10 protein-coding genes are annotated in these 16,636 nt (G+C 41.0%); 6 read left to right on the top strand and 4 right to left on the bottom strand.

All coding sequences use genetic code 11. The features are described from left to right. The first annotated feature begins 34 nt into the window (after positions 1–34). Positions 35–1,180, top strand: a complete 1,146-nt coding sequence (locus G563_RS0113835) for a hypothetical protein (RefSeq protein WP_028665836.1) — start codon at positions 35–37, stop codon at positions 1,178–1,180. 212 nt (positions 1,181–1,392) lie between these two features. Here G563_RS0113835 and G563_RS0113830 read toward each other — a convergent pair whose 3' ends face one another. Continuing rightward, positions 1,393–2,802 carry a TlpA family protein disulfide reductase gene (locus G563_RS0113830; RefSeq protein ID WP_028665835.1) on the bottom strand — a complete coding sequence of 470 codons (1,410 nt, stop codon included), beginning with the start codon at positions 2,800–2,802 and terminating at the stop codon, positions 1,393–1,395. 70 nt (positions 2,803–2,872) lie between these two features. After that, complete coding sequence (locus G563_RS0113825) at positions 2,873–4,306, bottom strand: TlpA family protein disulfide reductase (protein WP_037326863.1); 1,434 nt, start codon at positions 4,304–4,306, stop codon at positions 2,873–2,875. A gap of 120 nt (positions 4,307–4,426) precedes the next feature. On the opposite strand from G563_RS0113825, the gene G563_RS0113820 reads away from it, so the two are divergent. Further along, positions 4,427–5,191 (top strand): YdcF family protein, encoded by a 765-nt coding sequence (locus tag G563_RS0113820; RefSeq protein ID WP_028665833.1) that lies wholly within the window; start codon positions 4,427–4,429, stop codon positions 5,189–5,191. 43 nt (positions 5,192–5,234) lie between these two features. Here the strand turns inward: G563_RS0113820 and pfkA are convergent, their stop codons facing one another. Next, the gene (gene pfkA / locus G563_RS0113815; protein WP_028665832.1) at positions 5,235–6,209 is read right to left on the bottom strand and encodes a 6-phosphofructokinase; all 975 of its coding nucleotides are present in this window, start codon (positions 6,207–6,209) and stop codon (positions 5,235–5,237) included. 196 nt (positions 6,210–6,405) lie between these two features. On the opposite strand from pfkA, the gene G563_RS0113810 reads away from it, so the two are divergent. Both G563_RS0113810 and G563_RS0113805 read left to right on the top strand, forming a co-directional pair. Then, entirely contained in the window at positions 6,406–8,082 is a 1,677-nt protein-coding gene (locus G563_RS0113810; RefSeq protein WP_028665831.1) for a hypothetical protein, read from the top strand. Positions 8,083–8,193: 111 nt separating this feature from the next. Further along, complete coding sequence (locus G563_RS0113805) at positions 8,194–10,680, top strand: YfhO family protein (protein ID WP_028665830.1); 2,487 nt, start codon at positions 8,194–8,196, stop codon at positions 10,678–10,680. Between the two features lie 93 nt (positions 10,681–10,773). Here the strand turns inward: G563_RS0113805 and G563_RS0113800 are convergent, their stop codons facing one another. Next, the gene (locus G563_RS0113800; RefSeq protein WP_028665829.1) at positions 10,774–11,643 is read right to left on the bottom strand and encodes an AraC family transcriptional regulator; all 870 of its coding nucleotides are present in this window, start codon (positions 11,641–11,643) and stop codon (positions 10,774–10,776) included. Positions 11,644–11,931: 288 nt separating this feature from the next. On the opposite strand from G563_RS0113800, the gene G563_RS34705 reads away from it, so the two are divergent. Further along, positions 11,932–14,946, top strand: coding sequence for a SusC/RagA family TonB-linked outer membrane protein (locus G563_RS34705; protein WP_084650858.1), 3,015 nt, complete (start codon positions 11,932–11,934; stop codon positions 14,944–14,946). Positions 14,947–14,972: 26 nt separating this feature from the next. Further along, complete coding sequence (locus tag G563_RS0113785; protein WP_028665828.1) at positions 14,973–16,634, top strand: RagB/SusD family nutrient uptake outer membrane protein; 1,662 nt, start codon at positions 14,973–14,975, stop codon at positions 16,632–16,634. Positions 16,635–16,636: the final 2 nt, after the last annotated feature.

Below are 16,636 nucleotides of genomic sequence, written 5' to 3'. Positions count from 1 at the left end.
GCATCATATTACACTGAAATTTTACTCATTTTTTATGAAACATTCGTTTGTTCTGGTCACTTATGTTTTAATCTTTACTTTTATTGGGTGTAAGTCGGCCAAAAAGGCTTTTAAACGAGGAGACTATGAGGAGTCTGTCTTTAGAGCCGCCGAAAAACTTAGAGAAAGCCCCAATAGCTCTTCATCTGCTGATATTCTTAAACAAGCTTATCCTTTGGCTATTCAGCAAAATCTGGACGATATAGCCAAATATCAAAATTCTTCTGAGCCTTTTCATTGGGAACCTGTTGTAAGTGCCTACGACCGTCTCAACAAAATGTATAATGCCTTGCGGCGATGTCCTGCATGTGAGCGATTGATTACGGTACGAAATTTCTCAAATGAAGAACGGACTGCCCGCGATCAAGCTGCGGCCGACCGCTACGAAGCAGGAATGAAAGCCATGAGCAATAAAACTAATCGACAAATGGCCCGCGAGGCTTACAATCATTTTGAGGTTTGTAATAGCTTAGTAGGGGGATTTAGGAATGTACAGCCGCTATTGGAAGAGTCTTATGACTATGCTTCGTTTAAGGTGGTGGTCGAACAGGTGTTGGTTACCTCACGAATGTATCAGCTTAGTAATGAGTTTTTTCAGAATAAGATAAACGAATTTTTAAACACAAATCAACGGCTTAATAAATTTGTGCGGTTTTATGCCCCTCAAGAAGCGTCTAGTATCAAACTCAAACCTGATCATGTGATTAAGCTAGAATTTGATGATTTTGTGGTAGGACAAACCCTTGTACAGTCAAATACCGAAGTAGTAACAAGCAAAGATTCGGTAAAAGTGGGAGAGGCTACCGTAGCAGGAAAGAAAGTACCTGTTTACAATAAAGTAACGGCCAAATTGACCCGTACCCGAAAATCGGTACTTTCGTCAGGACTTTTGGATATGCAAATCATGAATTTTAATAGCAAGACAGTAGTGACGCAAGAGAAGTTTAGAGGAGATTTCAATTGGTTTTGTGAATGGGGTAATTTTAACGGTGACGAGAGAGCTCTTACCGCTGATCAAAAACGTATCTGTAATGCCCAAGAACTCAATCCTCCTCCTCCTCAGCAACTCTTTATCGAATTTAGTAAACCCATCTATGATCGGTTGACAAATAAGATTCGAGATTATTATAAAAACTATTAAACACGAGTCATCCTGAACTTAGATGATTCTTGAAAGACCTTCTGTTTACATTTGAGTAGGTACAGACTCTCAGACATAAACAGAAGGTCTTTTTGTTATAAGATGAGGTTTTTAGGATCATCTATTTGACCACAAACCTTTGACACTTCATAGATGCAGCCTGTTTCGGCTCTCTAACACTCCCAATGACAATGTTTTAGGATTTAATATTGTTATTTGGCAGAAAGGATCTGTTCATAATAATCCAAGAAACCCTCTAGCTGCTCCACGGGAATACGTCGGGCGATAATTTTTTTGTTTTTGTCCAATACATAAATCATCGGGGTATTGTTGACATCATAATCTTTGCGGAAGTTGATTCGGAAGCTATAGTCATAGCCGTGTACCCAATTTTGTACCCCAAAATCACGGATGTATTTTTTCCATTGTTCAGGCGCGCGTGCTACCGATGCCGCGAAGACTTGTAAATCTAAGGTAGTTTTATATTTTTCCTGCAAAGCCTTTAGAGCTGGAGTAGATTGTCGGCAGTGACCGCAATCAGGGTCATAAAAAAACAAAATGACGTATTTGTTTTTTAAATCATTGAGTGAAATAGCTTTGCCAGCGGTATCGGTAAGGGAAAGAGCGGGCATTGTTTTGCCTACTAACACAGGCTTTATCGTATTTACCTTCTCTCGGATGTTTTCGACGGTAGTGGGATCGGTGATAGGCATGAGTCCCCCCAAGTAATATTTGTCGGCTAAATGAACAAAAACCGCATCTCCGCCAATGATAGTGGGGTTTTCGGCCTGATTGGTCAGGTACCAAATACAATAAGCCTGCATTTCTTTGTTACCAGCTTTCAGTGCTTTTTCGATGATAAAATCGGCCGACTGAATCAGCGAATCGGTTTGTTGTAAAGTCAGCTCTTGCATGTAGCGGTCGATTTTGCGCTGAAGGATAGGGGTACGGACTAACCGCTCGTCCGAAAAATCAAAATTATCCCAAAAATGAGCTTTATAATAATGAAACAACCAGGCCGAATCGGGTTTGCCGTCGGGGCGCTTGGGAGGAGTAGGTAATTCTACTTCGGCGCCTGCTCGCATTATTTTTCCCGTAAGACTGTTGCTATTTTCTTGAGCAAATTGTTTGTAATACTCCATCAATTGACGCCGAAGGTTGTTGATTTTGGTCGTCGTCATGAGATCTTGCCTGAATTGTAACTGTCTCTGTAGGAGGTTGATTTCAGAAGTGTATCCTGATACGTGCTGTTGATATTTATAATATAATTCGCTGTCGGGTGAGCCTTTTACTTGCATATGCCCGACGATATTGGCCGTATCGGTACTAAAACTGAAGTGTTGCTCTGCACCAATGATGAGGTCCATTACCCGTTTTTTGGAAGGCGACAAAATCATATAAAGTCCTCCTGGGAGTGCTTTAGCCCCTTCAAAGACCAAGTTGCCGTTGGCGTCGGCTTGGGCAGTATCTTTAGTGATGTATTGACTTGCACCAAAATAATGTGCCAAAGTAAACGCTTCTGGCTTGACGCCTTTGACATTTCCTTTGATATGATAACCCGTTTGCCCCAAAGCAGTAAAGCTTACCCAAAAAGCCAATAGCAAAGAATAAAGTTTGTTCATGATGTAGCCTAGAGAAAGTTCTCAAGGTTTGTCTCTCCCTCAAATTTGAGAGACAAACCTCGTAAGAATGTTATTGACGACTAGCGGTTGAGGGTTTGCGTTCTATAGCTAATCGTTTCTTATAGACATTCAAAAATGGTTCCAAATCTTCAACGCCAAGTCTACGGGCAATGATTTTTTTGTTTTTATCGAGTACATACACCGTGGGAGTGGAAAATACATCGTAATCATTGCGATATACTACCTGGCGCGAAGCTACCATACCATAAGTATTGACAAGATTTTCGAGCTTAAATTCTTTGATAAACTTCCGCCATTCTTCTTCGCTGCCCTCAATAGCAATAGTCATAACTTCGACTCCTTGAGGTTTAAATTTATCATGAAATGCCTTGAGTTTGGGGGCTGATTCGCGACAGTGGCCACAGGTAGGAGAATAAAAAAACACAACTTCGTATTCGGCTTTGGAGCCATGAATGTAATCAAGGCGGTCAGGGGCTCGGTAGCTCATTACGCCCAAGTCAGGGATGATTTTATTAACCAAAAGAGGTTTAAGTACTTTGACTCGCTCTTTGACGTTTTGGAGCGTAGAGCTATCAGAGACAGGCATGATACCCGTGAGGTAATATTTCTCAGCCATGTGTACAAACACCCCGTCGGTACCTACGGTTTTTGGGGTTTCGTACTGATTTGTGATAAACCAAATCGTATACGCGATGATGTCTTTTTGTTTGCCATTGATGGCTTTTGACACCACAAAATCAGCTTCTTTGACCAAAGAGTCTTCGACTTGTACGGTGAGGTCTTTGATGTATCTATCAAGCTTTTGGTGCAAAAAAGGCGTCATCAACATGCGGGCGTCCGAAAAATCAAAATTGTCCCAAAAATGGCTTTTATAATAATTAAATACCCATGCTGAGTCGATTTTGCCGTTGGCTTGCTTAGGGGCTGGGGGGATTTCGGGGTCGGCAGATGCTTTGAAGAGCTTGACGGTAAACGTACCATCATTTTGCTTCATGAAATTGTCATAAAAAGTTTTGCGTTTGTCTTGAAGGTCCTTAAAACGCTGGTTTGTTTCGGGGATTTTTTGCGCTTTTAGTTGCTGATATTCATCTTCCGTTTTTTTCATAAACTGCTGAAATTCGTAGAAAATTTCATTGTCGCGGCTACCTGTTACTTTGGTTTTGCCGATGATATCGGTAGTATCAGCAGAAAAGCTAAAGTCTTGGTCTTCCGTAATTAAGACCCGCAGTAAGGTTTTACGGTCTGGTAATACAATTTCATAAATCCCCTGCGATAGAGGTTTGCTCCCTTCAAATACAAATCGCCCGTTGGCGTCGGCTTGGGCGGTATCTTTAGCATAAATTTGGGTAGCATAATAGTTGGCAAGGAAACAATTGCCACCACTAAGCCCTTTGATTTGTCCTTCGATGCGATAGCCTGCTTGTGCAACTGCATCAGTATAGATAGCTACAATGAAGAAGAAAAGAAGAAGTTTTAATTTCATCGTGTATTTAGTTTTACTCAACCCAAAATTAGAAGATTTATTTTTAGTCATTTAAACGAAAATTTTACGTTTTTAGCGTTCCGATTGACCTTAATCAACTTTAGTTATCAAACACTTTCTATGTTTTTTATATTATCTAAGACCTTTGACGTATTGATGATGCCCTTGACTATGGTATTTGTGGCAGTAATCTATGCGCTTATTACCAAAAACCGTGCCCGAAGTCGTAAGATAATCATAGGTGCTTTGATAGGGCTTTACTTGATGAGCAATGATGTATTGGTAAATGGTCTTTTAAAACGTTGGGAGCCTACGCCTATTTTACCAGCAAAAACCTATGAAGTGGGGGTGATACTTTTGGGCGGAACGGTCAAAAAGTATGATACCTTATCGCACAATTTATGGCTTGGAGAGAGTGGAGACCGAGGTATTCAAGCATTGAATCTTTATAAATCAGGCAAGATAAAAAAGATTATTATCAGTGGTGGCGAAACTTCGCTTATTACGGGTCAGTTGCATTCGTCCGAAAACGACGGAATCCGTCACTTGCTTGTTTCTGCTGGCGTACCCGAAAGTGATATTATTCAGGAAGGAAGGTCTAAAAATACCCGCGAAAATGCGACTTTTTCAGCTCAAATTCTACAACAGCAGTTTGGGCTAAAGCAATGCGTCATCATCACATCGGCATTTCATATGCGGCGTGCCATTGGATGTTTTGAAAAAGCAGGATTGGACGTGATTCCCTTTCCGGCTCACTACTTACAAACCAAATCTGAACTGTGGTTTGACCAGCTTTTTCCTTCCGAAAGATCTCTCGCGATGTTTACGTTGGTTTGGCACGAAATGATAGGGTACGCGGTATACCGAGTAGTAGGGTATATTTAATACTTTCTAAGTCGACTGACTTAGAAAGTATTCCAACAACATACTAGGTACTCAATATTTTTACCATGCGTAGCATATCTTCGTTGATGGGTTTTGGCAATCGAATCGTATCTCTGAAAGGAGTATAAGTGATTTCGTTGTTGATAAGCCCCACCATTACGTTTTTCTCACCATTCATCAGACCTTCTACGGCGCCTAAACCTAGACGGCTAGCCAAGATACGGTCGTAGGCGGTAGGGATTCCTCCGCGCTGAATGTGGCCAAGGGTAGTTACCCTGATGTCCATATCTACTTCCAAACGAGCCTTGATTTTATCGGCTACTTCGGCGGCGTTTCCTTCTTCGTCACCTTCGGCTACCACGATGATAGACGACGATTTGGAGCGATTCCAGCCTTGTTTGAGGGTTTCGACTACTTCGGAGATAGGTGTCAAAACCTCAGGAACCATTACGATTTCGGCGCCCCCCGCTATACCGCATTGGATGGCGATATAGCCTGAGTCACGGCCCATTACTTCAATAAAAAACACACGGTCGTGGGAGTCGGCGGTGTCTCTGATTTTGTCGATAGCTTCGAGGGCTGTATTTACAGCGGTATCGTAGCCGATTGTATAGTCTGTTCCGTAAAGGTCGTTGTCGATAGTGCCCGGAGCACCTACAGTTGGAATTCCAAATTCATCATAGAAGGTAGTAGCGCCCGTAAATGTTCCGTTTCCGCCAATAGCTACTAAACCTTGGATTCCAAATTTTTGAAGTTGTTCGAATGCTTTTTGTCTGCCTTCTTTGGTCATAAATTCTTTGCTACGGGCCGACTTGAGAATGGTACCACCACGTTGAATTATATTACTGACCGAATGAGACGTCATCTGATAGATGTCACCAGCAATCATGCCATTATAACCACGGCGAATGCCAAAGACTTCGATGCCATAGTACATAGAAGTACGAACTACGGCGCGGATGCAAGCGTTCATACCGGGAGCGTCACCGCCAGAGGTAAAAACCGCAATTTTGTTGATCATAAGTTAGGTATTAAGGTGGTTTTTATTTTCATAGGGTACAGTAGAGAAACTACTGATTTCTACTTCAAACACACAAATTTATTTTCTATTTCGATGAAATACCGAATATTTTAAAATTTTCTTAAAAAAATAACCATACTTTAAAATAACATTAGCATAATAGGATAGGTGATTTGCTTCCTATATTTGCAATATGAAAATTGCTGTAAACTTACCAGTAGGTGAGAGGTTTTGGAATGTTATTGCTCTGACTATCAGTTTGTTGGTAGTTGTTTTTTACGCCCTTATTTTGGCGATATATAGTTATAATTTCCCTTTTTATGATGATTATATCGCGGTGCTAGAAGTAGTAGAAAAATGGTTGTCGTCTACTGATGTCTCCGAAAAAATATCGGTCTTATTTGAACAACATAACGAACATCGCATTCTTTATATTCGACTTATCTCTCTTTTTGACTACTATCTACGGGGTAGTGTTCACTTTACTGATTTGATATGGGTCGGAAATGTCAGTTTGCTTGTCTGGTTGTTTCTACTTTTTAAGAGTATCGATTTTTTTCAAAACAATCTAAAGTATTGGGTACTGATTCCGGTGGTTTTGCTGGTATTTCAGTTTCAATCTTGGGACAATACGTTTTGGAGTATGGCGTCGTTGGCTAACTTTGGTATTCATGCTTGGGTAGCGTTGGCGATTTATGGGGCTGTTAGGCCCGGAAAGTGGGCTTGGCTAGGTACTGTCTTTAGCACCCTCATGGCCCTAGGAACGATAGGAAGTGGTCTTTTCCTGATACCCATTGTGTTGGCGGTTTGGGCGGTTCAGAGGCGTTTTAGGGAAATTATTTTTGGGAGTATTTTCATGATTTTGGCGGTGATAGGATATTTTTATGGGTATCATCAGCCGCCCAATTATCCTTCGATTGGGTATACCATAGCGCACGCTCATTGGGGACAATTAGCTCTATTTTGGGCTAGCTTCTTGGGTTCTAATTTTTACCATCCAGCTATTCCTTTTGTAGCTCCCCTAGTAGGAGGTACTGGGATTTTATGGTTTTTGTTTTTGACTTACCAAAAATATTTTTTGAAAAAAACTTATTTATACGCTATTCTGGCATTTTTAGTGCTTACAGCGGTGGTAGTAGCACTCAATAGGTACGGAAGAGGCATAGAAGGAGCTTATCCATCGAGGTATCGGATGAATTCCTCTTTGTTTTTGGCACTCTCGTTTCTGACAGTGGTAGATTGGGTAGCCACTCCGCTCAAAAAGTGGGTGATTGGTCTAGGTATTATTGGTACGGCGGGTCTTTATGCAGTATCTGTAGTAGTGTATTTGCCCCGTATCGAAAACAATAAAGAACTGAGAGTGGCCGACAATTGGCTCTATCAGCATGGGTTGCCGATAGCGGGTAGTTATCGCTTAAAAGATGCCAATGACATGCTGATAAAGTCGGTAAAAGAAGGACTTTTTTTGCCTCCAGCCTTACCAAACTTATTGTCTGAACAAGAAAGTTTAGCCAAAATTGAAAAGGGCATGAAAGTGAGGGCCGATACGATTTTGCAAAATAAGCTTGTAGAATATGATATAGATTGGCTCAAAAACGTTGATAATCAAATCGCTTTACGAGGGTGGGTGAAATTTAATCAACCCGGCGTAGTACTCAAGGAAGTGTGGGTGGTGAGTGGTAATAAAGTGGCTTATTCGACTTTATTCCAAAAACGGTACGATTTATTTGAAAAACATCACCATGTACAATACCAAGATACGGGATTTTTAGGAGTTTTGCCTTCGGGTGTATCGTTACACTCGCCCAACCGCTGGTATTTAGTAGCTGTGGGAAGCAACGGACAGCGTGTAATTTTACCCCCTAAATGATTATTTTTGCCGTTATTGTGAAAATATTAAACATAAAGACTCTTAACAAAACAATTTTTATGACGGCGGTTTTTAGACCGCAGTTGAGCATCACCTAATCTGTAAATACCAATGAAAAAATCCTTTAATCTCAAAGCTTTGTTGCCGCATTTGTTGGTGGTTTTGGGCTTTGCAGTGCTTTCATGGGGGTATATGAGCCCTGTTTTGAAAGGAAAAACGCTAATTCAGAATGACCCATTACAAGCCGCTGCGGCCTCCCATGAAGCGGCTGAGTTTTATAAACAAACGGGTGAATGGACTGGCTGGACCAATAGCACTTTTGGAGGAATGCCTACGTATTTCATCTGGGGGCATCATTCAAAAGGAGCCTTGATTCCGCTCGGGACTTTCGTTAATAAATTTGGACAAGGAGGGTATATTTTCTTCTATCTTATTGGTATTTATATTTTGTTGATGGCGCTAGAGTGTGGTTTGCTTACCAGTGTACTTGGAGCGATTGGCTTTGCTTTTTTTACCTACAATATTCAAATCATTGAAGCAGGGCATATTTCTAAAGTCCATTCTCTGGGGTTTGTTCCGATTATGTTGGCGGGTTTGATATGGGCTTATAAAGGCCGAATGTGGCTTGGAGCAGCGGTTTTTAGTTTGGGATTTGGCCTCAATCTATGGGCAAATCACACTCAGATTACGTATTATACGGGGCTTCTTATTGGGGTATTAGGAATTTTTGAATTGGTAAGAGCAATTCGCCAAAAACAAGCGGCTTCTTTTATAAAAGCAAGTGTGCTTATTGGATTAATGGCCGTAGTAGTAGTAGCAAACGACCTGTCGGTGTTGTGGTCTACTTATGAATATAGTAAGGAGACCATCCGTGGAAAATCTGAACTTAGTCCTAAAGTAGGAGCAGGAGGTGAGAAAAAATCGAGTGGAGGACTAGACCGCGATTATGCTTTTGGGTGGAGCAATGGAAAACTAGAATCATTGACTCTCTTGATTCCGAACTTTGTGGGAGGAGCTTCCAACGGTGAATTAGATGAAAAATCGGAAGTATATAAAGCACTTACGCAACGTTATAATATTCCGGCAGAAACCGCTTTCCAAGTGGCTCGTACTATGCCTTCTTATTGGGGTGATCAGCCTTTTGTAGGGGGCGGAGTGTATGCAGGTGCGATTATTTGTTTTTTGTTTGTGTTAGGACTTTTTATTGCCGACAATCGATACAAGTACCCTTTTGCGTTGGGTGCACTTATTTTCTTGATTATTTCTTGGGGTAAAAATTTCAGTGTAGTCAACTATTTCTTGTTTGATTACTTCCCGATGTTTAACAAGTTTCGGGCGGTAAGTATGGCATTGTCGCTTGTTCAGCTTTGTATGGTAGTGGTGGCAGGACTAGGGCTCAAAAAAATCATCGAAGACCGACCCGAGTGGAAAGTGTTACAGCGCCCGTTTTTAATCAGTTTGGGGCTTACAGGCGGAGTAGCATTGCTATTTAGCTTGGTTCCGGGCGTTTTTGACTTTCGTTCTCCCAACGATGCGGCATTAGTCAATAATTTGACCCAACAGTTTGGCAATAATAGTGTCGCTGCCAATGATATTTATAATGCCTTGCTTTCAGACAGAGTGGGCATGTTGCGTAGTGATTCTTTTCGCACTTTGATATTTATTTTGTTGGGGGCGGGGCTTTTGTGGGCTTATGTTACCAACAAACTCAAAAACGGGGCAGTGGTAGTAGGAGGAATCGCCTTGTTGACTTTGGTAGATATGTGGACTGTCAATAAGCATTACCTCAATGCCGATAGCTTTCAGCCCAAATACTATAGTCACGACGATTTGTTTCAGCCGTCGGCAGTGGATCAACAGATTTTGCAAGACAAAGACCCTAATTATCGCGTGATTGATCTCACTACGAGTCCATTCCAAGATGCGCGTATTTCTTATTTTCACAAATCACTCGGTGGCTATCATGGTGCTACACTTCGGCGCTATCGTGAAGTAGTAGATGCCCATATGACCAAAAACAACATGGCTATTTTTAACATGTTGAACACGCGTTATTTCATCGTGCCCGGTCAAGACGGACAGCCTATGGTACAGCGCAATCCTGAGGCGTTGGGGAATGCTTGGTTTGTGAAAGAGGTAAAGATTGTAAATAATGCTGACGAAGAACTGAACGCATTGGAAAAATTTGACCCGCTTCAGACGGCTTTTGTAGATAAGAGATTTGGGGAACAATTACAAAATGTGAAGCCACAGGCCGACTCAACCAATAAAATCAGATTGACCGACTATAAGCCCAATCATCTTACGTATGAGTCAGATGCCAAAACGCCACAAGTCGCTATTTTTTCGGAGATTTATTATCGTGGCGGAATCGATTGGAAAGCCTATGTTGATGGTCAAGAAACCCCTCATTTTCGGGCCAATTATATCTTGAGAGGTATGGTGGTGCCTGCCGGAAAACACAAAATTGAGTTTAAGTTTGATCCTCCAACCGTCAAAACAGGTCAGCAAATTGATAGGATTGCGGCTATTGCTTGGGTGTTGCTGTTGGTAGGGGCCGTATTTATGGAATATCGCCGTAAATCTTCCGAGTCTTAGTCAAAAAGACATACATCTATCATTTTTTTATGGGAATCGGCATCGAAGTTATTGGATGCCGATTTCTATTTTATGCTCCTTCTTACTTTGAATTTAAGGATGGCAGCGCCGCTTAAACTCTACTGGAGTGAAGCCAGTGATTCGTTTAAAATGGCCAAAGAAATTAGAACGATTGTTGAAACCACATTCAAAACATACTGCTTCTGTAGTCACCGAACTATCTTCTACGAGCAGCCGTTGGGCATGACTGATGCGGATTTCAATCAAGAAATCATGAAATGTTTTTTTGGTGACCATTTTGAAATAACGGCAAAATGAGGTCACACTTAGATTGGCCACAGAGGCGATTTCTTCGAGAGTTAAGTCTTTTTTGTAGTGCGTCAAAGTATAATTATAGACTTTGTTGAGGCGATCAGTTTCTTCTTTATTGGGCTGATAGAGAGCGTCTTTGGTAGAAATAGGATACAATTCTTCACTGCTTGAAAGGGTTTCCAACATGGTAAGAATAAGAATCATTCGATTCAGACCAGTGGTTTTTGCGGATTTAAGCATAAGTGGAATGAGCGCTTCGCGTGCATGACCCGTAATGATTAAGCCTGCTTTAGCTTTATCATACAAACTCAAAATAGCGTCTGCTTCTGATTTTTTTAAGAAATCATTTCCTACAAAATCAGGTAAAAATTGCACTACCACTGCTTCGGCGGAGATAGTAGGGTCTTGCCTGAAATATTCTTCATTGCAGCGCCACATATGAGGGAGGTTTTCGCCCAGCAGCAATAGTTCGCCTGCATTAAAATTGCTAACATTATCTCCTACAAATCGCACCCCTTCACCGCGCACAATGTAGTGCAGTTCCAATTCTGGATGATAATGCCATACCGTACCGAAGTTGGGTAGGGTGTGGTGGCGCGATATGTGCGAACTTCGAATATCTCTGGGGACTAAATAAAATTGCGGTTTCATGGAGCAATCAAGCTAAGTTTCCGAATTGTGTTAGCAAGTTTACTATAATTATATTTTACCTCAAAATACCACAAAAAAACCTGCTTTGCGCTAATAAGGATATTTTTTGGGTAATTATTGCGATTAGAGGTCATAAAAACCCACAATTAGGAATATGATAAAATTCCATTGAAAAGTGATATGATAATTTTGAGGACATAGTGGATAATTAATTGGACGGTGCTTAATGAGCTTTGACGGAACTTTGCAACCACATCTGATTCTAGTTGTTCAAATCCAAACGAAGCTATGTTAAACCCTTTACAATCAAGAGTATTACTTAAACCAATGATAAGGGCAAGTGCCTTATCATTGCTTCTTCTCTGTTCTTTTATGGCTTCTGCTACCGAACGCCTATTGCGCGGAACTGTACGAGATGCAGAAAACAATGCCGCTTTACCGGGTGTCAATCTTATCATCAAGGGCACGCAGCGGGGAGTTATTTCGGACGTCAATGGCAAATACGAACTTCGTATTTCTGACCAAGATGGTCAGTTGGTGGTGAGTTTTGTAGGCTATCTCACTCAAACCATTGAGATTGGTTCTAAGACAGAAATAGACATCAATCTGAAAGTGGATCAGAAAGCCTTAGATGAAGTGGTAGTGGTGGGCTATGGTACCCAATCGAAGCGTTTTGTGACGGGGGCGGTGGCCAAAGTAGAAATGAAACAAACCGAAAACCTGCCCAATACCAATGTAACCCAAGCTTTGCGTGGAAGAGTAGCAGGGGTACAGTTTACAGACAACGGCCGTCCAGGGCAAGGAGGCTCTATTTTAGTGCGCGGGCCTCGGTCGTTGAGTGGGGGGAATAATCCGCTTATCGTATTAGATGGTATCTTTTTTAACGGAAATTTGGCCGATATAAACCCCACAGATATCGAATCTATGGAGGTGTTGAAAGATGCTAGTGCAGCGGCTATCTATGGTTCACGGGCGGCCAATGGGATTATTTTGATTACTTCAAAGAAGGGGACGACCGAAAAACCTACTATTCGTTTTAATATGTTTAGTGGAGTTTCTGATTTTAGTTATAAAGTAAAACTTCTAACGCCAGAAAGATACCTTCAAAAGATATTAGATTATCGTCAAGCTGCGGGACTGACCCACGATCCAGCCCAAATCGAATCGTATTTACAACCTTCTGAATTAGTAAATTACGAAAAAGGGCAAACAATTGACCCGTGGGATTTGGTATCTCAAAATGCAAAAATAAACTCCTACGATTTGAATATATCGGGTCGTACAAACAACACTAACTATTATGTGTCGGCATCATTGACAAACGAAAAAGGGCTGATCTTTAATGATAATCAGAAACGTTTGTCATTCAGAACTAATATTGAAAATAACTTAACAAAATGGCTGACTATTGGGATGAATGCCACGTATGTGCGTCGTGATCTTTCAGGAAGAGAAGCTGATTCTCCGTATAGTGTAAGCCCTTACGGCACTCCTTTTTACGAAGACGGTGAACCCACACAGTGGCTAGTCCCCGAAGACCAAATTTCTGGCAATCCTGTACGCAGTGCGCTCTTGACGACAAACGAAGAAATTTCTAATAATCTCTTTGCAAATTTTTATGTACTCTTTAGTATTCCCAAAGTAGATGGGTTGACGTACCGAATTAATTATTCGCCTAATTATCGATGGCAGCATAATTATAATTTCTTTAGACAAGACAAGTATTTTGCTGGAAATACTACCTCGGCAAGTAAATTTAATCGGGAAGACTCCGATTGGGTACTTGAGAATATTCTTGCTTACAATCATAGATTTAATGAAAATCATGCACTAGATGCGACCTTACTTTATGGTCGAAATCACCTAGGTTTTGAATCAACTACTGCCAATGCTTCGCAATTGTCTTCGGATGCTCTTGGCTGGAACAATTTAGGACTGGGTGGGATTCTGACCAATACCTCGTCGGCGGCTGCTTCTGATGGTGTATCGTCGATGTTTCGTTTGAATTATAGATTCAAAGATAAATACTTGCTTACGCTCACTGCTCGTCGTGATGGAAGCTCAGTCTTTGCTGCTAACAACAAATATGCTACTTTTCCTTCAGGTGCTTTTTCGTGGATTCTTTCAGAAGAAAAGTTCATGGAAAGTATTCCATTCATTGATATGATAAAGCTTAGAGCTTCTTACGGGGCTGTTGGTAATCAAGCTATAAGTCCTTATCAATCACTTAGTCTCTCTGCTACTACTCGCTATGTGTTTGGAGACGGGGGAGCTTCTTCGCTAGGTGTTTATCCGTCTTCTATGGCAAATGCAGATTTGAAGTGGGAAACTACCTACACCTCTAATGTAGCCGTTGATTTTGAGCTTTTTAAAGGGCGATTGGGTGGTACCTTCGAGCTTTATAACATGAATACCAAAAATTTGCTTATGGAGCGCTCTTTACCAACTATGACCGGCTATAATTCTGTCTGGACAAACTTGGGAGCTACCAACAATAAAGGCTTAGAAATTAGTCTCAATTCTACCAACTTCCGCAAAGGAAAATTTGAATGGAATACCAATCTAGTATTTTCTACCAACAAAAATAAGATTGTACACTTATATCAGTCTGATACCAATGGAGATGGTTTAGAAGACGATGACCTTGGCAATAAATGGTTTATTGGACAGCCTGTCAATGTGGCTTATGATTATGTCTTTGATGGCATTTATCAAGAAGGAGACCAAATTCCATCTGGTTTTAAACCTGGCTATGTGAAACTAAAAGACCTGAATGGTGATGGTAAAATAACAGCTGCTGATGACCGCACAATCATAGGACAAATGGGACAACCAAAGGTTCGGTGGGGAATCACCAATACATTTAATTACTATAACTTTTCTCTTTCGGTATTTGTCAATGCGATGCAAGGATGGATTGCTACACTCAACGAACTTGACATAGAATATTTTTTGTCAGGCTCTGGCAATTATCCTAATCGTCCCGTAAATCGTTTGGATGCTGGATGGTGGACTCCCCAAAATAAATCTAATACCCGCCCTTCACTAGGCTATCCTAATCCATTTTTACACAACTATTATCTAAGTCGAAATTTTATACGAATTCAAGATGTGTCTTTGACATATAATGTTCCAAAGTCGATTTTAAATAAAATAAAACTGGCCAATGCTAGAGTTTTTGCCAGTGGAAAGAATCTCGCAACGTTTACTGATTGGTTGGGTACAGACCCTGAAAGTGGTGGTACAGCCAGAGGATTTCCTGTACCTAGAAGCTGGACGCTTGGATTGAATGTTGGATTTTAATAGCTCTCAATAAAATGAAAGATAACATGAAAAATTTTTTGAATAGTCGGTGGAAAACATCTAGATTCTCTCTCTTTATTCTCTTCTTGGTAGGGCTTTCCCTCACTGCTTGTGAAGATAATTTCTTAAACGAAAAACCCTTAGCTTCGTTAAATTCGGAGATTGTGTTGACTTCCAAGGCGGGGTTTGAGACTTATATCACCGCATTGCATATGTCTGCTCGGGAAGAACTTGGGAAGTTTGATTCTTTTGGATGGTATATTAATCAACAAATGGGTACAGACATCGCCTGTAGTGGTGAGAATGCGGCTGCTAATTTTCGTAATTATGACACTTACCTCACACCCGCCACTTTGTGTGTACAACGATACTGGGATTGGGCTTATTCGGATATGCTCTTGAAAGCCAATACGATTATTGTCTATGCGAACAAACCTGAGTTAAGTAAAATTTGGACCAATGAGGCCGAAAAAAACGCTATCATAGCTGAAGCATGTTTTTTTAGAGCCTATACTCACAATTTTTTAGCAAATCTCTACGGTGGTGTACCTATTGTAGATACAATTTATTCGGGTCCAAAAACTGATTTTATTAGAAATACTCGCAATGAAGTATATGAGTCGGCTAAAAAAGATTTGGAATTTGCTTCTAAGTGGCTACCAGCGACAGTCGCTAAAGCAAACGAAGGACGTGTAGTGAAAGCTGCTGCTGACCACTTACTTTCAGAAGTTTATATTAGTTTAAAAGAGTACGACAAAGCCATTGCTAGCGCTTCTGAAGTGATTAATTCTGGACTTTATCAGCTAATGACAACGCGATTTGGTAGCGAAAAAGACCTGCCGGGAGATGTATATTCGGATTTGTTTAAAGACGGAAATCAAAATCGTAGCTCTGGAAATCTGGAGTCCATTTTTAACTGGCAATTTGAAGATCAAACACCAGGAGGCCAGGGAGGGAACAGTGGAAACTACTTGCTCCGAGCTTGGGCTCCTTTCTATATCAATGTGAGAGATCCTGACGGTAAACCTGGGATGATTATCGTGGATAGTTTAGGCCGTGGTGTAGGCTGGGTAAGACCTACGAGTTATTTCTTATATGACCTGTGGGCCAACAATTGGTCAAATGATATTCGTAATTCTAGGCATAATATCCGTCGTGACCATTATTATACAAATCCTGCATCGGCTTATTTCCGTAAAATGGTGGAAAAAAGCCATTATGCCAAACTTGATACCTTCCAGATGCTTTATCCAACACTTAGAAAAGTAGAAGGAAAGGTTGGCAAATCAGGAAATAATACTACTGGACGGACTTTTAAAGATTTTATGGTCTTTCGTTTAGCCGAAACATATCTTCTTCGTGCTGAGGCATATATGTATAAAGGGGACTTGGTAAAAGCAGCTGCCGATATTAATAAAGTACGAGAACGGGCTCAAGCTAAGCCAGTAGTACCTGCCCAAGTTGATTTAGATTATATTTTAGATGAACGTGCCCGAGAACTGATTACAGAAGAACCTCGTCACAGGACATTGGTAAGAACTGGGAAATTGGTCGAAAGAGTACGAAAGTACAATCTACGGGCTGATACGAGAGCTACTATTCAAGAGAAACACGCTTTCTGGCCTATTCCACAAAGTGCTATCGATGCCAACTTTAGTAAAAAATTAGAACAAAATCCAGGTTATTAGTA

The sequence above is a fragment of the Runella zeae DSM 19591 genome, from assembly GCF_000423565.1.
Lineage (GTDB): Bacteria > Bacteroidota > Bacteroidia > Cytophagales > Spirosomataceae > Runella > Runella zeae.
Note: the sequence above shows the minus strand (reverse complement) of the source record. Positions and strands in the feature narration are given on the sequence as shown.

Bases quoted from the DNA above. Each gene is read 5' to 3' on its own strand.
- G563_RS0113835 (WP_028665836.1), top strand. From the start codon at position 35: ATGAAACATTCGTTTGTTCTGGTCACTTATGTTTTAATCTTTACTTTT.
- G563_RS0113830 (WP_028665835.1), bottom strand. From the start codon at position 2,802: ATGAACAAACTTTATTCTTTGCTATTGGCTTTTTGGGTAAGCTTTACT.
- G563_RS0113825 (WP_037326863.1), bottom strand. From the start codon at position 4,306: ATGAAATTAAAACTTCTTCTTTTCTTCTTCATTGTAGCTATCTATACT.
- G563_RS0113820 (WP_028665833.1), top strand. From the start codon at position 4,427: ATGTTTTTTATATTATCTAAGACCTTTGACGTATTGATGATGCCCTTG.
- G563_RS0113810 (WP_028665831.1), top strand. From the start codon at position 6,406: ATGAAAATTGCTGTAAACTTACCAGTAGGTGAGAGGTTTTGGAATGTT.
- G563_RS0113805 (WP_028665830.1), top strand. From the start codon at position 8,194: ATGAAAAAATCCTTTAATCTCAAAGCTTTGTTGCCGCATTTGTTGGTG.
- G563_RS0113800 (WP_028665829.1), bottom strand. From the start codon at position 11,643: ATGAAACCGCAATTTTATTTAGTCCCCAGAGATATTCGAAGTTCGCAC.
- G563_RS34705 (WP_084650858.1), top strand. From the start codon at position 11,932: ATGTTAAACCCTTTACAATCAAGAGTATTACTTAAACCAATGATAAGG.
- G563_RS0113785 (WP_028665828.1), top strand. From the start codon at position 14,973: ATGAAAAATTTTTTGAATAGTCGGTGGAAAACATCTAGATTCTCTCTC.